Raw genomic sequence first — 24878 nt, 5'->3', positions numbered from 1 at the left:
GCCTGCTCAGCAGGTGCTGAAGTGTGGCGTCATGTGAAAGGAGCCGCTCACAAAAGGACCGACCAATGTCAGACAAACTCGCCACCATACTCCAAGCCGCACGCGACCACGCCGAGCAGGTCATCCTGCCCAATGTGGACGCCTGGAACGCCGCAAAGACATGGCCGCGCGAGGCCTCGGACAAGGCCGGGGCCGCTGGCCTGACGGGGCTCTATGCCCCCGAAGAGTTTGGCGGGCAGGGCTTGCCGCTGGCAGAGGGCATTCAGGTCTATGAACAACTGGGGCTGGGGGACGGCGCTTATGCCTTTGCCCTGTCGATGCATAATATCTGTACCTTCGCGGGCTGCGGCTATGGCACAGATACCTTCAAGGAAAAATGGGCGCGGGATCTGACCTCGGGCCGCAAGCTGGCGAACTTTGCACTGACCGAACCGCAATCGGGGTCGGACGCAACAAACATGTATTCGCGGGCCGTGATCAATGATGACGGCACTTGGACGATCAGCGGTGCGAAGGCATGGGTCAGCTTGGCGACCGAGGCTGATATCTATTTCACCGTGGTCAAAACCAGTGATGCACCCGGCCACAAGGATATGGCGATGATCGCCATCCCGGCCGACACCCCGGGCCTCAGCTTTGGTCCGCTCTACGATACCCCATCCTACAACTTCCTGCCTCTGGCCGAGATGTACATGGACAAGGTGGTGGTGAGCGAAGACAACATCATCCTGCCGATCGGTCAGGGCTTGCAAGGCTCGCTCATGGCGATCGATATCGCCCGTGTGTCGATTGCGTCAGGATGCTGTGGATTGATGCAAGCTGCCTTGGATACGGCTCTGTCCTATTCCAGGAACCGCAAGATGTTTGGCGGCCAGAACCTCGATCTGGACGGAATCCAGTGGATGCTGGGCGAGGTTGCAACCGATCTTGAAGCCTCCAAGCTGCTTTATCGAAAGGCGGCAGAATCCCTTGGCACACCCGAAGGCCCTCTGATGGCCGCCCATGCCAAACGGTTTGTTCCAGATGCAGCGGTGAAGGCTGCGAACACCTGTACGCAAGTGTTGGGCGGTATGGGGCTGTTGCAGCCTTATGGTCTGGACCGTTTGTCCCGCCTCGCGCAAATGCTGCGGATCGTGGACGGGACGACGGAAATCAGCCGCGTGGTTATCGGACGGGCCTTGCAAAAACGTGCTGCAGCCTTGCCTGATCTGCCAGTACCATTAGGATTTGGTGAGACCAGCTGAACGTCCCAACCTGCCGGAGAAGCGGAACCGAACTGAAAAAACCCTCAAGGATCGGTAAAATCGAAAGACCGGCCGCACATTTGCGGCCGGTTACTCGAACATTGCAGACCTTGGTGCAAACGCAGCGAATTTATCCTTCGTCCGCGTTTGGTGAGTTCGTGCGATGTGCAGCGAAGGATCACTATACTGCCAATCCGGAGTAAAATCCTTACCGCCCTATTCTGCACTCAGCCTGAATCGACCCCCTTCTCAATGACTTTCGTCACAGCATTGTTCACGATAGACGAACCCACTAGCTTCTTTTTTTCATCCGTTTCGGCGTCCATAATCTGAGCGCCCCGGTTGATTTCTGCGACAAGCGGTGTGATTGCAAAATCCCAAAGCACCGTGCACCAGATTCTCATTCGACTGTGCGCACAATCCTGCTGGGATCGTGCGTCAGAACTGCTGGCTATTGCTGTCGCAATGTTTGGTTGGGCGTTCAGAGCCCATTGCTGCCGTTCATCACGCTTCAGTCCTTTGCTCGTGCAGCGGGTTGCGAAGCGCACTGACCGGACATTCTCTGAGTGGTACTCAGATGGCGGTGACGCGGACAAACCGGACTTGCACAACTGCAGAAATTGCTGATGCAGCATTCGTTGGCAGGCGCAGCGAGCCTCTCGTTGTATCGCAGTCCAGATCACCGAAACGTTAATACGAATGCTGCGGATTCGCCCAAACCCAGACCGCCTTTTTGTTGCAAGCTGGTCTGACCATCGAGACGTGGACGAAGCTGCCTTCACCAAAACTAGGTCAGTATTGCAAGGGGTTGCATGCTGGGATGCTGCCGCTCGTATTTTGAGAATTCGCCGTGATCTGTTACTGTCGATAGGGTTTTAACAAATCTCTGAGAATAGTCTTATGTATGGGCGCATTGTGATTTTCGCGATATTCGTTTCGGCATTTGTAGCGGCCTGCCAAACAACCACCGGCGAGAATGAAAGCGCGGAAGTCGGGCGCGCGTTCATAAAGTCGTCATTTGTTACCAACAACATAGGAAGATTGAAGGCGCCGCATGGTCACCGCGTCACAAACGAGAGAGTGCGGCGTGGCAACCGCTCAGACCGCTTCGAGATGCGGCATAACGATTGTGCATACGTAAACAACAAAGAACTCGATTGCATTGAAGACCGACAGCGTGTCGAGCGCGAAGAAAACCCCCGTGGTAGATTCCAGAAAGTCGGGACATCAGCCTGGTATGGGTTTTCCTTGTACGTGCCAACCGATTTTCCGCAGCTCGATCCAGTGTCAGTTAACGTGCTGCAAGCAAAAATTCCTGGCTTCAACCCGCTTTGGCATCTGAATCTGCGCGGCCCGGCTGTAGTCCACTTTTATGATGATCGAACCAAATGCACTGTCGCAACGTTGAACAGTCTACGCGGACGTTGGACCGATTTTGTGATATATGCTGACTACAGTGCACAACCCACTAACCCTTCCTTTCAGATATGGTTAAACGGCGAACTACGTTGCCAAAAGTCATACAATTTCTTTCGAAACGAGTATGGCGCAGCTGGGAACAAACTGCACATGCGGCATGGGATTTACCAAGCCTATATCAGTCGTTGGCTCAAAAATAATGCCACCAAGCCGGTCAATATCAGTCGCTGGAGGGACCCAAACTCGAGCAGCTCCAGCTGGACCGGCACACCATTTGCACACGACTGGGGCGTCGAGTTACCCACGCAAGTTCTCTATTTTGATGAGTTCCGAATCGGGAATTTCCGCGAACAAGTCGATATTCGCATCCATGAAGCGGTTGGCGTTCAACCTGTCGACTAACGAGCACTTTGGGCTCTTGGCCGCCGTTCTCTTCGGATCGTTTTGACTAGCGGGAATGAGCCCTTTGCGGACGTTGGCATCGGTTAGAGTTTCTGCCATGGCATTGGTCCGCTTCCGTTAAAAGGAAACCTTAGTCTTCCAGTTCATTGTTGAGCGATCTGAGCGGGCTGTCTTCTGCTACTATTTCATGCCCGTATTTTGCGGCAATGCGTTCCATGGGTGTGGATTGCCGATGCGTGGCGAAGTGCTTCTGCACAAAGGCTTTTATTTTACCGTCTATGGTGCTGTGCTTTCCGAAGACGAAACTGACTGCATGCTGAACACTTGCTTTGTTCATTGCTTTGGCAAGCCTAGGACTACTCTGCGCCTCGATGTGCCTCATTGTTTGAATGTGTTGGGTTGCCACAAAAAGGCTGGTAGGGCCTATGGGCATCACAATGGCTGGATCAGGTTTTGCAAACGCCGGGTTCACCCATACTGGGCTATCCGAAGTTAACAGCGGGACACTACTATCCTCGAAATCGAGCACTTTCCAGCGCATATTATCGATGAACACACCAATACGCGGATTATCTATGAACTGAGGCAGGTACCGAATTATCCGGTCTACCTCGTGCGGATCAAGGTTAGCTAAGTGTTTATCAACGTTGTCCGGCGCACCTTCTGGGCGAATTTTTTCATATGCTTCTTTCAAGCCGGGAGTGATTTTTTCACTCGGTTCTGTGATTGACGACTTGAGTTGTTTTATTTCGGACGGCGTCCTGATCAACAGTGACCATATGAACCGCGACCATGCTCTTCTATACCGAGGATCCCACTTTGATTCTGGCAGCCTCTGATCGAGCAATTTAATTGCCTTGGCCGCTTCATCATCCAAAAGCTTCATAAAACCTTCTTCCATCACAGGGTTAGGCGGCCCTTCGAGCATTCTCATGGAATACAAATGTGGTTCATAACCAGTTCCTTTGGGTGAAGCCGATTCTCCTACCAGTTTATCAACGTGAGGACGACTGAAACGAAACACCTCCCCATCCTCTCCCGCCCAACGTTTGAGGTAAAACTTTGGGAGGTAATGATGCTTGACAGGGCTGCTCATGACTAAATCTCTGTAATGTGAGTAACTTGCAGCGAGCATAGATAATCCTAGATTCACGTGGCAACACCAAAGATTGCTCGCCGTTAATAGCAGCCTTGATGAACGAAGTTGCCGTTCCTGATGCCCTTAGCTGCAATCGCAGCGAAAGTCTGCTTGGTGGCCTCCCTGTCAGATATCAACCATCAAATGATTGAACAGCTTCAATCATTGAGATTGGATAGGTTGGCGGCAGAGGCGGGAACCGCTGCGATAGTTGATGTCTCCGCAGTTCCCGCCTCTTCAAACATCATTTGGTGTGATGGGCGTTCTTAATAGGAATGGGCGGCAGCCTTATTGGGAACCACGCGGCAGTCCTCTGGGAATACGCAGTGATTTCTGCCTTTAGCCGTTTCAGCTCGATCTCATCCATTTCTATGCCCTATCCTTAGTCGCGGCTTTGATCTTCTTGTCTGTATTGTACTGGCTGAGCGAATACACGGCCCAAATTGCCGCTGGTATCCAGCCAATCAGCGTCAGTTGCAGGAGTAGGCAGAAAAAGCCCTGAAAAGGGCGTCTGATCGTAAAGAACACCACAAACGGAAGCAAAATCGCGAGTATCAATCTCATCTTAAATGACCTTCTGATAGTTAGACCGTTATGTTCTCACGATCATGGTTAAACGCAGATTTACTGAAACAGCACCCCCGTCAAGCGGAGGCACTGCTTTCTGGCCGTTTGGCTCTCATTTTCTCCATCGCCATATCTTTCGCTGACCGGCTTTTGCGCTCTGCGACCGTGCGCTGCGCATCAAATGCCGCCTGAAGTTCCTGATCTTTTTCCGAAACCTCTTTCACCGGGGCAGGGGCCGGTTTAGCATCAGCCAGAGCCTTTGCCGTGTCCCGGGCCTGTTCTTCAGCAAGATCGATGTGTGTGCCTTTAATCTTGGGAGCGTCGCCGCCCAAGAACTGCATAAAATACGGATCTTCGAAGTATCGGATCTTGTTTGCAATCACCGGCATCTTGCCTTCGCGGATCAGAACAACCTCATTTTCAGGCAATCGGCCAACGTGTTCGGGCCGGAGCAGGCGAATGCCTTCCTCGCGTTCCGATATGCTGCCCATTTCCATTTTGCCGAGCGCCCGAGACTTCGACTTGCTCATTACTGTTTTGTCACCGATGGATCTGGACACGTGTTCGCGTACCTCTGAATCTTCGGACGCCGCAAACATCTGCGTCCCGGCGTTTGCCAGCATCGCCCGCACACCTTCATGCCCATAGATGTCCTGCAGGCGCGACAGGGTTTGCGAAATCACAATGATCCGACCGCCGAACGATCGCATGGTGTCATACGCTTCAACGACGCGCTCAAGGTGACCGAGACGCTGAAACTCATCGAGCAGCATCAAAACCTTGAACGGCTCATCTTCGCCCGGTTCAACGGTTTCGATTGTGTTCACCAGATCGAGGAAGAACAAGCGAATGAGCGTCCGGAACTCTTTGACCTTTTTCCCTGGCACAGAAAAGTAGATCGAGGTGGGGCGCCGACGCAGATCCTCAAAGTTGATGTCATTGCCCTGTGTTGCTCTTGCCACAGACGGGTTGCGCCAGAGCTGCAGGCCGGAGTTGTTCATAACCGAAATCGTTGACCGGAGGATTTTGGATTCTTCGGCTGCAAGATTCAGGAACTCATCTGCTGCCCGGGCATAGCCTACTTCTTCGGCCATCTTTTCATAATCCTTTTGCTTGGTCGTTTTGACCAGGCGCAGAATCTCGGAAACGTACGGACGGTTCCGCTTGATCGCCAACATCGCCATTGCGCAGAACATGCCCTCGACGCCACCCAAAAAGCCCTGAGCGGATGAGCTGGGCGTGTCGAACATCTGGGTTGCGACCTGAATTACTTCTTCCCAACGCCGATCCAGATTGTCTGCGCGAGCTGCGCGGCGCAGCGGGTTATAGCTGTGGCTTTTGTCGGGGTTTTCAGGATCGAACACAAAAACCTCATCGCCCATTGCTGCCCGCCGCGCGCCGGTTGTCTGGAAGATCTCGCCCTTGATGTCCAAAACAACGCAGGAGCCGTTGAACCGCAGAATATTGGGGATCACAAAGCCGCTCGTTTTACCCGAGCCAGACGGAGCAATGAACATCGCATGTGGTTTTTGAACAGTCGGACCGGGCTTATAGAAAATCGCGTTTTTCTCTTTTGGTGGACCGAACTTGGCAAAGACAATTTCACTGTCCAGCTTTGATTTCAGCTTCAGAGGTGCCGCGTATCCTTCTGTGACGAGCTGAGGCGCTTTCGCAAAAACCGCATCCCCGTATTTGGTCGAGGGGCCGCGCAGAGCAGCGGCCACAAACGCAAATGTCAGAACGCAGACGGCCACCACAGCCACAAGCCCGATGACCTGTTGTTCTTCTGCAGGCCGTGCGATGAACTTTTCCGGTATCGCCCAGATGTCCAGCCCCCGGAAGCCTTTCGTATTCAGGTATTCGATGACCAGGCCGACCACCAACACCGCACAGGCTGAAGTAGCGATAAAGCCCATTGTGCCGGCTATCGCTACCTTCTTGCCTTTTGGGAGATCCTGAAACTCAGCCATAACGTAAGTCCTTCAATTCAGTTGATCAGCAGTCATCAGAGGCGGGAAGATCACACCGTTGACCTTCCGTTCGTCTCCGATTTTTTTCATGTGAACGATCATGTGAATGGTGGCCCTGATATCATCGACCACCTCTGACTTTTGAACGGTCGGAGATCCGCGCCGCACCATTTTGCTCATCCGCCCGATGGCATCGACGGGCGAGTTGGCGTGCATGGTGCAGACAGATCCGTCATGGCCGGTGTTCACCAGTTCCAGGAACATATTCGCGTCGTCGCCCCTGATTTCACCGCACACCAGCCGATCAGGTCGGAGGCGAAGCGCCGATTCAAGCAGCTTTGTCGGGGATCGAGGCCCATTTTCTTCGGAACGATCAGCAAGCAAGCCCACGAAATTTGGTTGCTCGATGTCCAGCTCTGCCACTTCCTCAATTGTCACGATCCGTTCGCCTGGATCGACACGTTTCAGCATGGCATTAAGAACGGTGGTTTTACCCGACGACGTACCGCCCGCGATAATCACGTTCCATTTGCATTGCATCGAGAGGTCCGCCAGCTCGTCAAAGCTCATCGTGCCCGCTGCGAGGGCAGCACGGGTGCTTTCGAGCGCGCTGTGGTCGTTGCTCTCGGCCAACGGGGCCTCTTTGCTGGCGAAGCTGAACGCGCCCAGGTCAACGCTTTTCACGCGGAGCAGGCGGATCGCAACGGACCCCACGCCGGTTGTCGCAGGTGGGATAACAACCTGCACCCGAGCTTTGCCCTCTTTTGTCGGGACATTGGCCGTCGCAATGGGTTTCTTTTCTCCGAATGTCACGTCGCTGAAACCGGCCACGCAGCGCCCGATATTGCCAACATCATCCTTGGTCAGAGTGATGTCTGTCCTGGTCATGTGGGTAGTGCCCATTTCCTCAACCCAGACCGAGCCGTCTGGGTTCACGGAAATCTCGCTCAGTTTTTCGTCATGCAACAGATGCTCGATCTTGCCAGTGTAGTATTCCAAAAGGCCGTTGCCGTATCGCCCGCTCATATTTTTATCCTTGTTATTCCGTCAAAAAAGGCCGCTACCGCATTCAATTATGCAGGGAGCGGCCGGAAGGGCCGACGATCCGGCCGCCTCAGAGGTTCGGTCTCAGAAGTTGTCGAAAACCACGTCACGCTGCAGGATGGCGTTGATGCGGCTTCCCTGATCTACATAGATGGTTGGCGTGATCCGCAAATAGTCCTCCAACGCTGCCGCTGTGGCATTCTGCAAGTTTGAACCGACCTGCGTTGCCAGATCCGTTTGCACCGAATTGCTGCTATCGTTGTCGGCCACGAGCGCGACCGGCGCGATCCCGATGATCGAGAGCAACGCGGCAGTCCCAAACCGTTCACCGAAATGCGTATCGACACGTCCGGTTGCGCCAGACCGGCCCTGACCATCTGTCCCGGCTGAGCCAATTTGCGCAGACAAGCCATCCGGCGTGATAACCCGACTCCAAACGACAGCGATCCTTGTTTGCGCCAGCTTTGTATCAGCGCGGTATTCGCCATAGAGTTTAGATCCGCGCGGCAAGAGCAGCCTTGTCCCATCCATTGAATAGACGCCGCGCGTGATCGTCGCCACAACACTACCCGGCAGCTCCGAGCTTACAGCCCCACCAAACACAGCGGTTAAAACCGTGCCCTGAGTCAGCGTGCGCGACGGATCGTCAATGATCGAGGCCCCCACGATGGGCGGATATTCTTCGACCAAGTTGTTTTGCCATGTCGTGTTCGGGTTTTCCTGATAGCCGCGTTGTTCTTCAGGCAGGCGAGTGCTTTCCGGCTGAACCTGGACCGGCTGAGGCGCAGCCGGGAAGGGCTGGAAAATCACCGGCTGCGAACCGCTATTGATTGGTTGATAGTTTTGCCCTGTACCATCCTGCGCAAATGCGCTTGAGGCCAACGTGACCAGGACGAGAGTAAGTGCTGTTCTGTTCATCGTCAGCTCCATCAATTTCTGCCGTATGGGTTTTCATCGAACACAATGCCGTCTGACTTGTTCTGGCGCTCGCGCATCCGCTTGAGTTCTTCGAGCCTGCGCCGTTCGTCCTCGGTCAGACCTTGGGTTTGCAGATGGCTCATGCTGGCGAGTGCCCGCGCCTCGGCATCAGCAACAGCCTGGGCAAGCTCAGTCTGAAACTTTTTCTCGCGCTCGTCGTACCTGACCTGCAGGCGTTCATTGGTTAGTGTGAGCGTCGCGATTTCACCGTCTTTTTCCGACAGAGAAACCTTGGCGTCCATCAGCTCGTCTTGCAGATCGGAGATCCGACCATTCTGCTGTTCGATGGTTTTCAAGGCTTGTTTCAGCCCCTCGGAATCGACCTGAGGCACTGTAGCCGGTGTCGCAACTGCAATTGTCTCGGGCAGGGCCTCGGTTTCTGGCTCATCAACTTCCGGGCCACGCGCCGTCAAAAGCCCGTAGCGCTCACCGCCGCTTGGCTGCAGAGCATCGACTCGCACGCCTGCACGTGAGGTTTTGCTATCTTCGCCCAACACAAACAGCGCGAAGCCCACGAATGCCGCTCCGGCGATAGCAACGAAGATGAGCTTTTTGGGCTCAATCTTCTTTCGGGCACGTTGCGGCGGCTGTTCAGCCGCGGCCCGCGCCGCAAGTATCTGATCCCTATCCATCACTTGCCCGCCGACGTTTGCTTGACTGTTTGCGATGTGACAGGACGCCCAGTCACACTGGCCTGCCGAAACGCGTCGCCATCGTTTCGAACACAGATCGAAGTGTCCTCGATGCGCAGTGTCCAAAGATCTGAAAGGCCCTGCACCTGGATAATGCCGCGCTCTTTGACTGTGGTGTTCACCATCAGCTCACGGCCATCAGGCAGGACACGGAAGATACCCGGCAGCTCCGCATCCTGCGGGATCTGCATGTAAGTGTGAACACCGTCATCCCATACGGCGGTGGGCGCGAAGTCTGCTTTGCCTGAGCGTGAGTAGTTTTGGTTGACGAACCGGCCCGTTGGTTTCGGCTCGCTACGCGCTACCGGTCCACGGCGCGTTGTGGTCCCACCGCTGTTGTTTTTGTTATAGAACGTGACCCGGAACGGAACACGTTTACGTTCGGCGGCACTCTCAGCCGGAACCAGATAGAAGTTGTATGTCCCGCGATTGGTCAGGACGGTCAGGTTTGAATCCGAGTTCAGGATTTCCGGCTTGAACGCAATAACGCGACCTTCCTGCAGGCGGGTGATCTGAAAACTTTCAGTGTCGCCCGCACCAATGCTGCGGACGGTTTCACCCTGCGGAAAGTGAACATAGGTAATCAGGCGTTCACCCACCGGGATGCGGTACACCTGGTTCTCGACATAGTGGAAATGCGTGATGCGGTGATCCGCGTTCTTTCCGTCTGGCGTCGGTGTGATTTCAGCGAGTAGAGGCATAGAGAATGCCAAGACTGCTGCTGCGGTGGCGGTGAGTGTTTTGAAGGGCCGCTGCATCAGATGTTCCCCATGGCGTCGACGCGGTAGTTGGTGACAACAAAGCCAAATGGATTTTCCAGAAGCTCATCCATCGACGTCACGATTTTTTCCTCAAACCCGTAGGTCACTGTGACCACGTACCGAGCCGAGGCGATTGGTTGGTTTGGCACGAGCAGGGATTTGCGGATCTCAACCTGGACCGTTTCGTCATTGACCGGCGACACGCCCAGTATTTCGGTCTGCACCTTTGTCTTGGGCGTATAGATTTCGTCCGGGTGGTTGTCGTTCGAGCCATCCCACAGTTCGCGGTAAGACGTTTCGGCCAGCTCATCAGAACGACGTAGCACCGATTTCAGGCGCTCGTTGTTATCCTGGACATCATAGGTTTCCCGGTCGCGCACATAGTTTGCGACTTCACGGAAGGCCATCGCCTCAGAAGGTTCCAGTTCTTCCACCTTTTCAGTCAGCAGGACCGGCAGTTTCGTGTCCGGATCAATGGAGAATGGCACCGCGCGGATTTCCTTCAGGGGAAGGAGCATCGCCCAGCCAATCATAGAGGCCACACCCATTGCCATGCCAACCATACCGAACACCTGCCATTTGAAGGCATCGCGGCGTGCGCCCAGAAAGAGTTCTTTTTCGTGATCTGTCACGTGTGACATTTGCTCTGCACCTCGGATTACGACGATTTTTGTTGTGGTTTTTCACGAGCAGCTCGAATGCTCTGCCGATAGCGGTCAGCGGCGTAGCTCTGGCGAGCCGCGCCATCCTGATTGCGGGCTCTGTGTGCTATGTCCCGACGCGCTTGCATTGCGCGAGAGGCGCTGTCACGAACCCCTGTCCCGTCTCGGGCCGCGGAGGCCATAGCGGCGGCAGTTTTTCCCCCAGCAACTGTGCTGCGTCCCGCACCAATGGTCGTGCCCATCACGTTTCTGGCTGCGGCTGCGGCCCCCGAAGCAACTGCAAGCCCCGACGATGCAGAAACGATTGCCCCGGACATTCCACCAGCCAGTGACGGGATTTGTGTGAGCATCACTATTGAGATAATGCATACAGCCAGAAAACGACCGCTTGCCGTCATGTTATTCACGTCTTCGACCGTGTTCAGCTCAGCGACAAACAGCGTTTGAATCAGCGACACAATTCCCGTCAGTACAACTATGACCATGACGAGACCCACAGTCGTTTTCGCCCAGGCCGCGAAGATATTGGCTGTTGCCGAGCTGAGCAGCGTTGCAATGAAGACGGGGGCTAAGCCGAGTAGCACTGCCATGCCGCCTTTCGCAATCAAGGCGATCCCTGTACCGAAGGCGACAATAATTGCCCCGACCACCCAGAGAACAGCGCCGGTTATGCTTAGGCCCCACGTGGCATTCTCAATGGCGGTTTGCCCCATTGTGAAGCATTGGTCGGCTATGTCATCGAGCGCCTGCCATACGTTTGTTGTCCCGGTCAGAGCCCCGGCAATACTGTCTGGCAGGCTTTGAATGCCATTGTAGACCGGTTGGAAGTACGACCAACTTGACGCCATACCAATGATGATTGTCGCTCGAATGATCCAGCCAACGTAACCACCGAACCCGATTTCTCTGATTTGAAGTACGCCGTTGATCAACATCGCTACGAAGATCAGCGCGGCAATTGCCCAGAGGGCGGATGCAAGATCCGCCGCCAGGCTGTTATATGCTTGCTGCGAAAAATTGCTTATCGCAGTTTCAATCGAGCTGACAAAATCCTGGATCACGGCCCACATGCCTCCTGTAACACGGGACCGAGGTTGTTCAGCCGAGCTTTTTGCTCCTTCTTGAGTTCAGCATGTTGCGATGAGGGTTGGTTCCAGAATTCGGGTATATCCGCACCAACAACTTTCATTGCGGCGGTACGGCTCATGTTTCCGAGTGGACATGCCGTATCAAACTCTTCACCGGCTTTTCGCAACCTGCATTGTTCTGCCGTATACTCATGCGCAGCGATTATCTGTTCATTGAGGATTGCGACTGACCAATTGTTCACCAGATATTGTTTGTCTGCTGGTTGGCCCGCATCGGCCATACGGGCTTGATCTTCATCGACAAACTGTTTGGCGACGTTGTTGACGCCTGTATTCCCGAAACACACCCGATACTCGCCAAAGGGCCAATCAACATTTGGCGTGGGGCGCAGCTTCAACTGGGCCGATGCAGCCCCCGCGAAAACGGCGGCTGCTGCAATGTTTAGGATAAGAGTTGAGCGGAGTTTCATTGTGAGGTTCCTCGTACATAGTTGCTGAGCGTCGAAAGATCGGCAGCGTTTGCAGCCAGATCCGTGCCCGATGCCAGAGCATTAGCTGAGGTTGCGCGCAAGATTTCTATTTCAACTTGAAGGAGTTTTAGGAGAACCGCCGTGTTGTAGTCTATTGCATCCTTCAGATCTTCCTGTTGGCCGATTTCACCGCGGAGCTTTTCGGCGTCTTCGGAGAGTTTGCCCGCCATGTCATAGCCCTGTTCGCCCAAGGCAGATGCCATCAGACCCGCGCCACCGCGCTCTGAGAGAATGCGCCGGGCCGGCACATCTGACGTGCTGAACTCTTTCAGAATGCCGTTGTTCAGTCCCAGACTGATTGACCTGCGTTCCATCGCCAGCCCGGCCACGCCGGGAAGATCGCCTATCGTGTCTTCGGTTGCATCCAGCGCATAGCCGAGCGTGTCAGCGGCAGTCGCCAGCTTCAAAAAACTGCGGCTGTTGAACTCGTCCAGGTCCGTCAGGCCGGAAATGGCCTTGAAGGAGTTTTCCAGCATGGCACGCTGTTGCTCGAGCTTTTCGTATTGCTGCAACAGCTGTTCATACTGGCGGACCATTTCAGCAATTTCTTTGGCCGAGTTGGCGGCGTCCTGTGTAATGGCTGTGGCGTCGATGGTCGGAACACCCTGTGCAGCCGTCATGACGGGCAGGGCGGCCAGAACAGAAACAGCAATGGTTGCGCGGAATTTCTTTGAAATATTCATCAGACAAGCTCCAGGTTTTCAGGAGGGGTCATGCGCTCAAAGTCGCAAGCGCATTTGCTGCGATAGCCCGAATAGGTGTTGGTGCATGCGGCAACGGCAGCCAGAACAACGAGGGCGAGGGCAAGGCGAGTTTTCATGTGATTTCCTTCCAGAAGTTGGGGTTTTGACGCCAGTCAGGATCAGGGAATGATTTTCCGTCTGATCCGCTCAGAACACGAAGAAGCGGGCCGAGTGCACCGACATCAACATCGAGCCAGACACTCTCATCACCCTTTTTCATGAGCATCACGCGGTCGCCAAAATGCGCCCGCAATGCACCCAGCTCTGCATCGTTCAGACCGATTGCCCGGTAATCCGCTTCATTACCGGATCGGGACGGGAACAAGAGCTGCGTGCTGGTGTTTTCCAGGATCGACTTACTGGCCGCTGATGACAGGAGATGATCGGGGATCTGCGTCATCATCATCATCATGACGTTCAGCTTCCGATAGGTTGTGTAGGCGTTCTTGAGGATTTCCGCGCCGTAGGGGTTGCCTGCGATCACCCAGGCTTCATCAATCACAAAGACAGTGGGCACTTTCGCGGCACAACGGCGCTCGATCTGGCGCATGACATAGCTGATCCACGCCAACCGGACCAACTCGTCATCCAGAACTTCAGAAATGTCGAACACAAGATGCCGGTCGCCAGAGACAAACGGATCTGAGCCACCTTCGCCAAACATCCACGACAACCGCCCGTCACCAGCCCATTCGCTGGCCCGCTTGAACAGGTTCTTGTCGTCGTCAAAGGCTCTGAACCGATCTGCCAGTGAATCAAAGTTCTGGAGCTGTGGGGGCAAGGTGGCGTTGGCTTGGCAAGCCTGTGTAATCTCGTCTTTCTGTTCGGCGGTCAGCTTTTCGTCGTAGCTCATCAAAGCTGTGACCCAGTTTGCCAGCCAGCTTTGCCCAGCCTCATCCGTTTCCGTTTGGAAAGGATTCATGCCGGTGGGTTCGCCAACTCGGACGCGAGTGTACTGCGCCCCAAGTGCTCGCATGGGGGCTTCCATTGCCCGGTCTTTGTCAAACGCGATGATCCGTACGCCCTGCGCAACCGCCATCGTCGCCAACAACATCGCAATCACGGTCTTACCTGACCCGTTCGGACCCAGAACGATGGTGTGGCCGGAAGGCAGGTTCTCAGCGTCCGAGCTGGTCTTGGGCAGGTGCAGCGAAACATCGTAGCTGTCCCCATGTGTCGTTGGAAACGTCGCCAACGGACCCGGCCAGGGCAGCTTTTCCGCGTCCAACCCTTTGGGCCTCATGTGGAACGCAACCATGTCCGCAAAGTTCTGATCTGTGATCAGTTCCTCACGGGCGCGGAACGCGAAATTGCCGGGGTGCTGCGCGAAATACACCGCCCGCGCCGACATCGCTTCGCGTTTGACCGTGCCGCCCGAAATCTGAATTTCACCGATGATATGCTTTTCGGCGGTTTTCAGATCTTCCTCATTCCCAAACACGCAGATCGAAAGGTGGTGCTTACCCAGAGACATCGTGCCCGAAGCAATGCCATCGGCCAGGATGGACAAGTCCTCTTCCAGCGACGTCGCTTTATCACCAGCCGAACGCATCTGACCCGATTTGCGGCGTTCCATTTCCTGCGCCTGTGAACGGCTGATCGGCAGGAAGGATTGCGAAATCACGATATCTACCGGCAGGTCCAGCCCGTCGAAAATGCCGGGGAACGAAGCCATAGGATAGTTCTTCAGGGAATAAACGCGAATAGAGCGTTCCTGGTCATCGCCAGACAGGAGTTTGCCCGTCTTGCCCTGAAACAGCACGTCCTCTTGCGGCATGTTGAAAGCAATTGGCTCCGCAATGTTTGTATGAACGATTGGCTGATAGCGCCCGTTTAGCAGCATCCCATAGTAGCCGAGCCAACGACCCTCGCTGAGCATCAGCCGGCGCACACGGGCCTCGCCCAACGTGCCCGCCAGTGTAGTAAACACACCGTCGAGCTGTTCGATCATTTCGCGGCGTTCCTCGTCGATCGTTCCTGACGACATGCCGAATATTTGCTTGGCGCGTTCATCCTGGCGCTTTTGGAGAATGGCGCTGATGATGATCTTGCGTTCTTTCAGTTCCGCATCGATGGACGCTGAGCGCATCGCCCGCGCCACTGCACCGGCAAAGCCGGTTGGATCAGTGATGACATGACCAGTCTCGGCCGGAACGGTCAGGCGATGAATGTAGAATGCGACCTCATTTGGAGTGGTCCGCAGTACACGTTCAAAACGCTCGGCCAAAAACTCGAATTCGGCTTCGTCCAGAGTGTTTGCGTTGATTCCGGTGATTTCTGCAGCGGCGATAAGGCCACCGTTGCGTGTGGAAATGACCTCATCGTCCACGACATAGCCATACGGCAACATCTGAAAGAGGCTCATTTCATCCTTGCGCCAGCTCGGTTCTATCAACGAGCGGGCAAGGGTCCACATGCCTCGGGCAGCAGGCTTAGGCACTATAGTAATCTCCCCCATGATGCTGGCGGTTTTTGGTGCGTGGAGTTTTGGAGAGCGTCACGGACAGGATGCGGAAGAATGCCGGTTCCCATTCGTAAAAGAGGCGCAGCCCGGTATAGAAAACAAAGCCCGCAATGATTGCTGGCGCTACTCCGAACGAGAAGAACGCAAGCATGGTCATACCCGCGATCACCAAGAGATAGATCACGGGCAGGCCGCCCCATTCTGCGGGGCGGCTCAGGCCGCGAAAGACCGTATTGCGGCGCGCCATCAATCAGGCTCCGATGAAGGTGTCAGCAAGGCCGATAACTGCACCGACGACGATTGCGATCACGGGGCCTTTCAGCGAACCCCAACCGAACACGTAGGCGAGACAGCCCCAGATGAAGCCAACCGCTGCAAGGCTCACGCCCACGACCTTCGAGTCGGCCAGTGTCTCGTTGATGAAGTCGCCAATGGCATCTTGCAGCCAACCAGCGGAGGCGGGTGCAGCGGTGATGATGAACGCAGTGATCGCGAAGAACGCGGTCTGTTGGATGAAGTGGGTTCTGTTCATGAGGAAGTGCTCACTTTGCTTAGGATTGTCCGCACGTAGTTGCGGGTTTCGGTGAAAGGGGGAACGCCGCCATATTCGACGACGCGGTGTGGCCCGGCGTTGTAGGCGGCAAGCGCCAGTTTCCAGGTTCCGAACGCGCGGTACTGCGCCGCCAAATAGCGGGCACCACCATCGAGATTTTCTGCAGGGTTCTTTGGGTTCACGCCCAGGTCTTTTGCCGTTCCCGGCATGAGCTGTGCGAAACCGATGGCACCCTTGGGCGACAGCGCATCGGCCCGATACCGGCTTTCCTGCCAGACCAGCGCCATGAACAGCTCGGCCGGAATGTCATGCCGATCCGCCGCTGCGTGAATTTCTTTGACGATCCGTTCCTGCGACCAGCCACCGGAAGCCTTTCGCGGCCGCGGTGCTTTGCCCGCTATGGCGATCTTTTCCTGTGGCTTGGCTTTGGGCGGTTGTGGCTGTTCGTCCAGTTCGTATTCCCGCATCCGGATCGGTTTCACCACGCCGTCAACGATTTCTGCGCGGGCGCCATTCAGATACACGCTGCCATCGGGTTCGTATTCGATGACTTGGGAAAAAGCAGAGCTGGTCGCCGCGAACCACAACCCGAACATCGAGGCTGAGCGACCGCAAAACGTTCCAAAAGACTGGCTAACATTAACGTTATCGGAATTTAATTCGCGTTGTTTTGAACGGGATGGCTTGAGTAGCCTTAATGCTGCCGCACCTGTTTTGTAGGTTGCGGATGTGTTTCGGGTGCAGATCCGTCTGAGCCTGAGCGCAATCTCTCTTCGGTGTAGCACCACATGCATCGAAGAGAGCCTACTGTAAAAAGTGTCAGGCTCGGTTTTGGTGCATTCTGCTGTGTCGAAGGCAACTGTGATCACCGTTAAGCCTTTCAAAAATAGGTCAGCAAAGTTTACATAATAGGCATTACGAGGCATAAGGCCGGACGCTGCGAAGACGGGGATTTCAGGGCAATGGACAGCGCAACGCTCTTCACAAGCTCTGCACCAAGCCGCAGTTCAGCCTGGGTCTCTCAGCCTGAAAGTTTGGCCGAAATGTCGGGATGCCCCGCGCGCCTCAATCGTCAGACAGCGCTAAGCTGTCGGAGGCGCAGACAGGTTGTCCAGGGTTGCGCCCATTGACTCTGGCGCGGTGCTGTCCAATCTAGGACCGGCATCTAGGACTGCTGTTTTTACCATAGTACAGTTCTCTCTTGATGTTGGAGGAATGCCCGGATGGATTTGGGCGTTTCTTGTCCTGTCGATTGTTGGCGCAATCGACAGGACCGCTCATTGCTCAGTCATTTCATTCCGTTTTCTGTAATTTGTTGTTCAGTCCTTTCCTTCAGCCGCACCAGGACCGGCGTTTGCCGCTCGAATACGGGCGCGCAAGACCTTCTGAAATCAGGATGGATCCGACCTCTTTTCCGCCGGTGCGCGCGATCGCCAGAAAGCGGCCGTACTTGTCCAGTTCTGGCTCAATTTCCAATTCCACCTGCCCGTTGGTCCGGATGATCTCCGTCAGCCGGTCCTTGGCCTTAAGTCCGAGTGCTCTTTCAGCTTCACATTGCGCCCGAAAGGTCTCCGGCGTGTCGAACCCAACAAGCCGATACCGATCGTCACCATGACCGATTGTATCGCCATCGACCGCAAACACTTTCGACGCAGACAGGAGTTTTGTTGTTCGCTGCTGATCAAATTGTTGCGCAACGTACAGTAATGTCAGCGATGCGACGCTGAGGACCACGAGCTTTTTCATGCGCCCAACCCGAAATCACAGATCGGCTGCGCGCTCAAAAGTGAACCGCTAGGATTCTGATTTTGCGTCCAGGGCCTGGGCCGCTTCCAGACCTTCAGGGGTGATCGACTCAATCGTGTAATCCGATTTGACGCAGAGAATGCGCCCGTCGCCAAATTCCTGGTGATGCTTAAAAAGACCCGGCCAGAGATCGAACTCTCTGGGCTCTGCGCCCGCTCGAGAGATCTTCGACTTGCACAATGCCCCGACATAGTTCGGAGAGCTGTAAATGCAGTGGTACTTTGGTCGTCCAAGGGAAGCGAGTCCGATAAATTCGTAGCGGCACGTAAAGGGAACCTGATCTTCTTTCAGACCCCGAACCATCTCAATGGTTACCACAGTGTATTGTCTCTTATTGTCCGCCATGACGACCCCCTATGAGCCGCCTTCTACATCCAAAAGTTGTGGACTAAAACACAATCTACGTCAATATAAGAAAACACGCCAATATACTATATTAGATTGTCAGGGGCATATTGGCCGGATATTGCTTAAGGGATTCGCAAGCAGGAGAGACCACCTTGAAACCCCTCAAACCCAGAATTCGAGCCCGTGCAAAGGTCCTTGCAGTTGCACTCGGCATACTGCCAGCGTCACAGGCCAGTGCCTACCCAATCGATTGCGCGATTTTCCTGTGTCTAGCAGGTGGCTGGCCCGGATCGCCTGATTGCAGTGCTGCGAAGGCGGAGTTCATACGGCGTATCACACCCTACCCGGTCGAGCCGCCGCTCCAACTGTGGCGCTGTCCGATGAATGCAGCACAAAGCGCGTCAGGTCTCAGCCCAATGGACAGATTGGATGCCATCAAGCTTACCAGTGCCAATCCCGATCCGGAACTTCCAACGCACATATCCTCGGAGCCAATGCTGCTGGAAGCTGTGACTTCTGCTGAGGCGGCTCGTAATTTCTTCGGACAATTCTCCGATAGATCGCAGGCCACGCCGGTCAGCGTCGATCTCTCCTCATCCGATTTCGACGTGGTCAGATCCATCAGGGTTTGGGATGTGCGCCACTACAGCTATCGCCGCCGCTCACGGGAGGGTGATTGCGAGCGATCACTGGATCTTGTTGTCGGCACCTATGACGACAAGGCGAGCTTTCAATGGTCTGATCGCGCGCCTGCTCCAATCCCAGCCTGGCTCCCCCTGGGCAATCGCTGTGAACCCCCCAGCTATTTCCGCGGCGTTGGCGTCGAGTGGACTGACACGTTCGGGATCAGCGATTACGAGTTGGTCAAATACTGACGGGCGCGCTCATCATCAGGATGCGATGATCCTGGCTTAGCTGCATAAATTGTCGACTGCATTTGCCCACAAGGCAGTCTGGCCCAGAGGAAATACCCGACCCCAATAACAAAAAACCCCCGCAAGGCGGGGCCTCAGCGGGGATCTTCCTAAGTCACGTTTGATCACCTGATTTATAGGAAACTCCCAAAAACCTGACAAGGATAAACGCATCTGTGCGAACGGTTTTTCTTTGTCTTAGTGCTGAGGTTCGACCCGCTTTGCTTCGCAAACGAGAAACAGAACATGAAGCAATTACGCCAAATCCAAGTTACCACCGCACGACACTGTTCAGGTCTTCCGGATTCACGCCCAGCGAGGGCGAAGCCATGAGTTTCCGACAGATATCCACTGCCCGGCTTCTGGACCCGAAGCGCTTCCACAACGGCCTGCCTGACGGCTGGAATCGGGACCGGTTTCGGCAACTCTGCGTCTGCTACGCACAGATCAGAGGTGCATCGGCGCAGTGTATTCGCACCTTTGAACTCATCATCGACATGATCTCTCCAAACGCGTTTCGCGATCCGTCTCAGGTCCCTTTTTGCTACGCCCGTCAGGAAACGCTGATTGCCGGGCGTGGTTTGACAGATCGGACGGTCCACAATCACGAGCGAGAGCTGGAAAAGATTGGCTTGATCGAACGCAGGCTTGGCGCAAATGGTGCGCGGTGCAAGCGTAAGGGACTTGGCCTCTTCCTGGCGCCCGCCCTGAACCTCATACCCGAGATGCTCGACGCGGAAGCACAAAACAAGGCAGACAAGAAAGAACATGACGCACTGCGCGGGGATCGGTCGCGCCTTTATCGATATGTGAAATACAGCCTGGCGGCGCTCGTTTCACTCCCCTGCCCTCCTAAAGGCACTGAAGACATGATGGAGGCGTTTCGGTCCTGGCCGCGTTCCGACAAGCTGAAGTACATGTCGCTGGATCGGCTGAAATGCCATGTTCAGGCCGCTCATGACCTTTGGAAACGCATCGAAGTACATGTCGCAAAACCCGGTGAAATTTCGGGTGCGCCCGAAGCTTGTTTCGGGTCCCATATACAAGACCAAATTGAAGAAACAATTCTGTCCTGTAACGCCGATGGCGAGAATTCAATGTCCTCGGCTGAAGCCTCGGAACCAGATTGTCCTGGCTCCGGGCCTGACGGCCCGGCGCATTGCTTAGAAAGCAATCATCCGACGGATGCGGCAGCGCACAAGACCCAAAAGCTGCCTCGGGTGAACAATCGTATTCTCTATGAGCTAGCCTCATCCGAGCTGCGCATGCATATCGATTTTGCCGGGGGTGGAGATCAGAACCCCAGCCCAAGCCTCTACGCAATCGAGACCGGCGTTTGGTCCCGGCTTTCAGAGATCGGCACCAATATCTCCGCCTGGCATGACGCTATCAATCGACTGACGCTCATGGGTGCGATCCTGGCTGGATTGATCACAGACGCAAGGCTGAGTGATCCGAAACTGCCGCAGGTCGTCAACCCGGGAGGATATCTTCGGGGCATGGTTCAGGCAGATGAACGCGGCGAGTTGAACCTGATTTCCAGCTTCATGGGGCTGTTGGCCCGACGGGCACGAGAAGAGGAAAAACAACTTCGATAGTGTCGCGAGAAAGTTGTTTTGACCGTTTCGGTGGGTACGCTGCCAGCCACACAAATCTATGTGCCTCATCGGCAGGTTTCCGCTCTGTTTCCGTCTTCTGAACAGAACTGTATTCGCATCTGTGATTGGATACGGGAAATCCCGAGTGGTTTGTTCAGCTTTAGGTTGCTATGCGGCCTCAACGGCAGCGCGGAACAGAAAGACGATCAATGAAAATTGCGGATATTGGCAGGTCTGAACTGGACTTCAGACAAACCGGCGAGGCACGCCTTCAGGAGATTTGCCACAGGTTTGGATTTGAGAATGCGTCTTATGCCCATATCGACAAGTCGCAAAACATCGTTCACGGCTGCACCACGTTTCCGGGTGAATGGACCAGACACTATATCGAAAACGACCTGATCCTGGCCGATCCCCTCATTCGGTTCGGTGCCACTATGATCGCTCCAATTGATTGGGCAGCATTCGACAACCAAGCGGACTATGCAGCGCTTTTTGAGGCAGCCAGAAAATTCGGCGTTGGCCGCAACGGCATGACTATTCCGGTCATCAATCCTTTTGGTGAGCGTGGCGTGTTTACCGTCACATCCAATGCACCTCGCGCCGAATGGGAGGCATTGATCGCGACAATGCTCCCTGCCCTGCGCCACGAAGCCCAGATATTGCACTTGCTTGCGCTGGACGTCATCGAAACCGTCTTCAACTTTCCATCGGACTCCCTGTCTGGTGACGAGCTGGATGTCCTGAAGATGCTTGCGTCGGGTTTGATACCGTCTGTCATTGCCAAACAGACGGGAAACTGCTCTCGAACGGTGGATGCGCTGATATCTTCGATCACCACCAAGCTGAAGAGCCGGACGATCGAACAAGCGGTTGCGCGCGCAGTCAGTACCGGGTTTCTCAAGTGGAGCGATTTCTTTGCAGACCCGGTGGCAGAACTGGTCGATATGGAACATCGGACGCTCTGCGGCGGGATTGTCCGTTGGTCTGGCAGAACACACGAGCTAATCGCATTCGAAGAAGGTAGGTTAGTACGAAGTCTCGAAAGCTTCCATTCAGTTCAGATCGAAGATCTGGTGGTGGAATTTGGCCTCAACCCAGCTGAAATCACCGAAGTGTTCGGAGATTCAGACGATCAAGCCCTGTGGATCAGATATCTGTAATTGCGATCAGAGAAGAGCTTGTTCGTTTTGCTCGCTACCCGGAGAGACCCCATCCAGCCAAACTCTTCTCACGTTTGAGCGTGCCTACAAGCGGCCGACGGATTGCGTTTTTCCTGAACGCTCCAAAAAAAACTTGAGGACATTGCACTCGAACAGACCGTTGATCGGAGTTTCTCTGACATATTTCTGGAACACAGATTCCGATTAGGATATTCTTAGAGCAAAGGGAGCAAGCGGCACCAGCCGACATCAGAAAAAGCATGAACAAGCCTTTCACGACACAACAGATTCTGGGTCAACTCAGTGACATCGAGGCAAAAAACGCGCCGAACGAGTTGTATCTTGAAGGTGACAAAACGCTACTGACAGATGGCCTGCGCGTTGCAATTGTTGGTTCTCGAAAAGCCAGCCCGGAAGGAATTGCTCGTGCACGTGCATTCACAAAAGTGCTCGTGGAACATGAAATTACGGTCGTAAGCGGCCTAGCTGAGGGAATCGACACGGTCGCGCATGAAACGGCAATAGCGATGGGCGGTAAAACCATCGCGGTACTGGGCACTCCTCTGTCTCAGGTATATCCGGCAAAGAACAAAGAATTGCTTGATGTTATTAAACGCGATCATTTGGCAATTTCGCAATTCCCGGAAGGGTACCCACCCAAGCGTGATAACTTCCCGCGCCGTAACCGCACAATGGCGCTGATTTGTGACGCGACAGTTGTTGTTGAGGCAGGTGAAAAAAGCGGGACGCGCCACCAAGGCTGGGAAGCTATCAGGTTGGGTCGTCTTGTTTACATCATGCAAAGCGTTGCGCAGAACCCAGATTTGTCTTGGCCCAAAGAAATGATCGGCTATGGCGCGCAGGTCTTAAGGCGCGAAGACCTGCCGGACATTATTTACGACATTCCAAGTTTCACAGCAGGCGGTGTAAGTGCCTTCTGAATTTCCTTACGCGACCTTTGCAAACTATTCACCTCGCGGCATGAGTAAAACGTCACTTCGCTCACGTCGCATCTGCGGCAAAATCAAGGCCGGCAGCGTTTCGCAGATCGAGAAGGCCCTGCCCCACCTGAAAAAACCGGAAGCCAAAGTTCTAGAACCCTTTTTGAACTCTGAAGTAACGCTCGTTCCAGTTCCGCGTAGTGCACCGTTGGCGGAAGGTGCATTGTGGCCAGCCAAGGTTTTGGCCGATGTCCTAGCGGAAAACGGGTATGGGAGAGACGTCTCACCGCTTGTCGAGCGTATCACTGCGGTTCGAAAATCCTCTTCATCCCCGGCAAGCGAACGTCCTTTGATAGATGTCACTGTACCCTAATTAATCAGATTCTGCGGATTGGAAGCATTCTCGGCGTTTTCTGTACCCTTAATTGCAACATACCCACAGGCTGTACTGCGGGTGAGAGGTCGACGCTCTTTGCTTAGTAGAGGGCGATATCTGCTATGAAGGCAATCGAAGCGGGAAAGGTTCTCCACAGATCTGACGGTCTGGCAATTAAGGGTACAGTATTGGAATTAACGGTACAGTATGAAAATTAAAGGTACAAAACGCCATTGAAATTGCTAGGAAATTTCAGACGAGAATCTGATTAATTAGGGTACAGTGACATCAACCGTCTCATCGAACCCAGTGCGGGCGAGGTTTTGGTCGATGGGCAGGACGTTTTGGACCTTGCCCCCGCAGCCCTTCGAAACTTGCGACAAAAAACCATGTCGATGGTTTTTCAGAAATTCGCGTTGTTGCCGCATCGAACCGTGTCGCAGAACGCCGCGATGCCCTTGTCAGTGCAGGGCGAGGCAGAGGATTTACAGACCCGAGAGGCCGAAAAATGGCTCGACCGCGTCGGTCTTGGTGGCTACGGCGACAGATATCCGTCGCAGCTGTCTGGCGGGATGCAGCAGCGCGTCGGCATCGCCCGTGCATTGACGGCCAATACCGACATCATGCTGATGGACGAGGCGTTCTCCGCCCTCGATCCGCTGATCCGCACTGATATGCAGGACTTGCTGCTTGAGTTGCAGCGCGAACTCCACAAGACCATCGTTTTTATTACACACGATCTCGATGAAGCTCTGAAGCTTGCCGATCATCTGGTCATTCTCAAGGATGGCGCGGTCGTCCAACAAGGCGATCCGCAAGATATCCTGCTCAACCCCGCCGATCCCTATATCGAAGACTTCGTCAGTGACATCAATCGCGCTCGCGTATTGCGCGTGAAGTCCATAACTTCAAAGCTCACTTCAGAGACCTTCGATGGAGATATCAACGCGGACAGCAACTTGGAAAGCCTGATCGCCAAATCGGGCGGTGACACAAACCACATCTATAGGGTTGTGGAAAATGGCGAAGCCATCGGGCAACTGGATATGAGGGACTTGGTGAAAGCATTGGTTCCAAGCATTCGCTCCGTTCCCAACGAATGCGACCCAAGTGCCTGAGCGGAGATTAATCGCGAGGCTGGTCTGATTTTCCTCTCCGACACGTTGGGACGGTTTTCTCAAGTACTCTTTATTTCCAACGCGGCCAATCGTGACTTCTTGATTTCGGTCCTCTCACATTTGGTTTTTGAAAGCCGGAATTGTCCGGTGTCTCGAAGGTCTGGCCAGATTGAGGCGAACGAACAGTCTCGGTTGGTGCCAGATCCGCTCAAATATATGGCCGCTTCGGTGATCTGCACTGCGCCGTAACAAGGATCATGCCGCAGATGGGGTCGAGTGCGGCTGAGTGCTAAATCCCCCTTTAAGCAGTTTTTCGGTGATGCCGCCGTTCGTTTATTGCGCGGCGGATTCAAGGAGAT

General features: G+C 54.5%; 26 protein-coding genes and 1 pseudogene. 8 read left to right on the top strand and 19 right to left on the bottom strand.

What is annotated here, in order from left to right; genetic code table 11:
• Nucleotides 1-65 precede the first annotated feature (65 nt).
• Complete coding sequence (locus ACR0AU_RS21045) at nt 66-1244, top strand: acyl-CoA dehydrogenase family protein (RefSeq protein WP_170512747.1); 1179 nt, start codon at nt 66-68, stop codon at nt 1242-1244.
• 227 nt (nt 1245-1471) lie between these two features.
• Here ACR0AU_RS21045 and ACR0AU_RS21040 read toward each other — a convergent pair whose 3' ends face one another.
• Nucleotides 1472-1792, bottom strand: coding sequence for a hypothetical protein (locus ACR0AU_RS21040; protein WP_480796254.1), 321 nt, complete (start codon nt 1790-1792; stop codon nt 1472-1474).
• Nucleotides 1793-2144: 352 nt separating this feature from the next.
• Here ACR0AU_RS21040 and ACR0AU_RS21035 point away from each other — a divergent pair, with 352 nt between their 5' ends.
• Nucleotides 2145-3065 carry a heparin lyase I family protein gene (locus ACR0AU_RS21035; protein ID WP_480796253.1) on the top strand — a complete coding sequence of 307 codons (921 nt, stop codon included), beginning with the start codon at nt 2145-2147 and terminating at the stop codon, nt 3063-3065.
• 130 nt (nt 3066-3195) lie between these two features.
• Here the strand turns inward: ACR0AU_RS21035 and ACR0AU_RS21030 are convergent, their stop codons facing one another.
• From ACR0AU_RS21030 to ACR0AU_RS20945, 18 genes are all read right to left on the bottom strand, one after another.
• Nucleotides 3196-4161 carry a DUF4238 domain-containing protein gene (locus tag ACR0AU_RS21030; RefSeq protein ID WP_480796252.1) on the bottom strand — a complete coding sequence of 322 codons (966 nt, stop codon included), beginning with the start codon at nt 4159-4161 and terminating at the stop codon, nt 3196-3198.
• 411 nt (nt 4162-4572) lie between these two features.
• Nucleotides 4573-4767, bottom strand: coding sequence for a YqaE/Pmp3 family membrane protein (locus ACR0AU_RS21025; protein ID WP_209251525.1), 195 nt, complete (start codon nt 4765-4767; stop codon nt 4573-4575).
• A gap of 80 nt (nt 4768-4847) precedes the next feature.
• The gene (locus tag ACR0AU_RS21020; RefSeq protein WP_480796251.1) at nt 4848-6740 is read right to left on the bottom strand and encodes a type IV secretory system conjugative DNA transfer family protein; all 1893 of its coding nucleotides are present in this window, start codon (nt 6738-6740) and stop codon (nt 4848-4850) included.
• Nucleotides 6741-6752: 12 nt separating this feature from the next.
• Nucleotides 6753-7766 carry an ATPase, T2SS/T4P/T4SS family gene (locus tag ACR0AU_RS21015; RefSeq protein WP_480796250.1) on the bottom strand — a complete coding sequence of 338 codons (1014 nt, stop codon included), beginning with the start codon at nt 7764-7766 and terminating at the stop codon, nt 6753-6755.
• Between the two features lie 102 nt (nt 7767-7868).
• Nucleotides 7869-8702: a TraB/TrbI/VirB10 family type IV secretion system protein gene (locus ACR0AU_RS21010; protein ID WP_170425218.1), complete on the bottom strand. Its 834-nt coding sequence runs from the start codon at nt 8700-8702 to the stop codon at nt 7869-7871.
• A gap of 11 nt (nt 8703-8713) precedes the next feature.
• Nucleotides 8714-9394, bottom strand: coding sequence for a hypothetical protein (locus tag ACR0AU_RS21005; RefSeq protein ID WP_170425215.1), 681 nt, complete (start codon nt 9392-9394; stop codon nt 8714-8716).
• Nucleotides 9394-10212 carry a TrbG/VirB9 family P-type conjugative transfer protein gene (locus ACR0AU_RS21000; RefSeq protein WP_170425213.1) on the bottom strand — a complete coding sequence of 273 codons (819 nt, stop codon included), beginning with the start codon at nt 10210-10212 and terminating at the stop codon, nt 9394-9396. Before ACR0AU_RS21000 ends, ACR0AU_RS21005 begins: the two co-directional genes overlap by 1 nt.
• On the bottom strand, nt 10212-10856 hold the full coding sequence (locus tag ACR0AU_RS20995) for a VirB8 family type IV secretion system protein (RefSeq protein ID WP_480796249.1): 645 nt from the start codon (nt 10854-10856) through the stop codon (nt 10212-10214). Before ACR0AU_RS20995 ends, ACR0AU_RS21000 begins: the two co-directional genes overlap by 1 nt.
• A gap of 17 nt (nt 10857-10873) precedes the next feature.
• Nucleotides 10874-11938: a TrbL/VirB6 family protein gene (locus ACR0AU_RS20990; RefSeq protein ID WP_480796248.1), complete on the bottom strand. Its 1065-nt coding sequence runs from the start codon at nt 11936-11938 to the stop codon at nt 10874-10876.
• Nucleotides 11935-12435, bottom strand: coding sequence for a hypothetical protein (locus ACR0AU_RS20985; RefSeq protein WP_480796247.1), 501 nt, complete (start codon nt 12433-12435; stop codon nt 11935-11937). Before ACR0AU_RS20985 ends, ACR0AU_RS20990 begins: the two co-directional genes overlap by 4 nt.
• The gene (locus tag ACR0AU_RS20980; RefSeq protein ID WP_480796246.1) at nt 12432-13178 is read right to left on the bottom strand and encodes a type IV secretion system protein; all 747 of its coding nucleotides are present in this window, start codon (nt 13176-13178) and stop codon (nt 12432-12434) included. The genes ACR0AU_RS20985 and ACR0AU_RS20980 overlap by 4 nt, the downstream gene beginning before the upstream one ends.
• Nucleotides 13178-13315, bottom strand: coding sequence for a hypothetical protein (locus ACR0AU_RS20975; RefSeq protein ID WP_480796245.1), 138 nt, complete (start codon nt 13313-13315; stop codon nt 13178-13180). The genes ACR0AU_RS20980 and ACR0AU_RS20975 overlap by 1 nt, the downstream gene beginning before the upstream one ends.
• A complete protein-coding gene (locus tag ACR0AU_RS20970) occupies nt 13312-15678 on the bottom strand; it encodes a VirB4 family type IV secretion/conjugal transfer ATPase (RefSeq protein WP_480796244.1) in 2367 nt (788 codons plus the stop codon). Before ACR0AU_RS20970 ends, ACR0AU_RS20975 begins: the two co-directional genes overlap by 4 nt.
• Nucleotides 15671-15949, bottom strand: coding sequence for a VirB3 family type IV secretion system protein (locus ACR0AU_RS20965; RefSeq protein ID WP_480796243.1), 279 nt, complete (start codon nt 15947-15949; stop codon nt 15671-15673). Before ACR0AU_RS20965 ends, ACR0AU_RS20970 begins: the two co-directional genes overlap by 8 nt.
• 3 nt (nt 15950-15952) lie before the next feature.
• Nucleotides 15953-16234, bottom strand: coding sequence for a hypothetical protein (locus ACR0AU_RS20960; protein ID WP_480796242.1), 282 nt, complete (start codon nt 16232-16234; stop codon nt 15953-15955).
• Entirely contained in the window at nt 16231-16851 is a 621-nt protein-coding gene (locus tag ACR0AU_RS20955; protein WP_254443024.1) for a lytic transglycosylase domain-containing protein, read from the bottom strand. Before ACR0AU_RS20955 ends, ACR0AU_RS20960 begins: the two co-directional genes overlap by 4 nt.
• A 736-nt stretch (nt 16852-17587) precedes the next feature.
• A complete protein-coding gene (locus tag ACR0AU_RS20950) occupies nt 17588-18001 on the bottom strand; it encodes a thermonuclease family protein (protein ID WP_480796241.1) in 414 nt (137 codons plus the stop codon).
• Between the two features lie 48 nt (nt 18002-18049).
• Complete coding sequence (locus ACR0AU_RS20945; RefSeq protein WP_480796240.1) at nt 18050-18406, bottom strand: hypothetical protein; 357 nt, start codon at nt 18404-18406, stop codon at nt 18050-18052.
• A 419-nt stretch (nt 18407-18825) separates the two neighbouring features.
• Here ACR0AU_RS20945 and ACR0AU_RS20940 point away from each other — a divergent pair, with 419 nt between their 5' ends.
• The 6 genes and pseudogenes from ACR0AU_RS20940 to ACR0AU_RS20915 all read left to right on the top strand — a co-directional run.
• The gene (locus ACR0AU_RS20940; RefSeq protein WP_480796239.1) at nt 18826-19284 is read left to right on the top strand and encodes a hypothetical protein; all 459 of its coding nucleotides are present in this window, start codon (nt 18826-18828) and stop codon (nt 19282-19284) included.
• A 368-nt stretch (nt 19285-19652) separates the two neighbouring features.
• Complete coding sequence (locus ACR0AU_RS20935) at nt 19653-20921, top strand: helix-turn-helix domain-containing protein (RefSeq protein ID WP_480796238.1); 1269 nt, start codon at nt 19653-19655, stop codon at nt 20919-20921.
• Nucleotides 20922-21130: 209 nt separating this feature from the next.
• The gene (locus tag ACR0AU_RS20930) at nt 21131-22084 is read left to right on the top strand and encodes an autoinducer binding domain-containing protein (RefSeq protein ID WP_480796237.1); all 954 of its coding nucleotides are present in this window, start codon (nt 21131-21133) and stop codon (nt 22082-22084) included.
• Nucleotides 22085-22344: 260 nt separating this feature from the next.
• Entirely contained in the window at nt 22345-23025 is a 681-nt protein-coding gene (locus ACR0AU_RS20925) for a DNA-processing protein DprA (protein WP_480796236.1), read from the top strand.
• Nucleotides 23015-23398, top strand: a complete 384-nt coding sequence (locus ACR0AU_RS20920; protein ID WP_480796235.1) for a hypothetical protein — start codon at nt 23015-23017, stop codon at nt 23396-23398. Before ACR0AU_RS20925 ends, ACR0AU_RS20920 begins: the two co-directional genes overlap by 11 nt.
• A 290-nt stretch (nt 23399-23688) precedes the next feature.
• A pseudogene (locus ACR0AU_RS20915) lies at nt 23689-24519 on the top strand (ATP-binding cassette domain-containing protein); the annotation flags it as partial.
• Nucleotides 24520-24878: the final 359 nt, after the last annotated feature.

Source organism: Ruegeria sp. CG1 (assembly GCF_056537265.1).
Note: the sequence above shows the minus strand (reverse complement) of the source record. Positions and strands in the feature narration are given on the sequence as shown.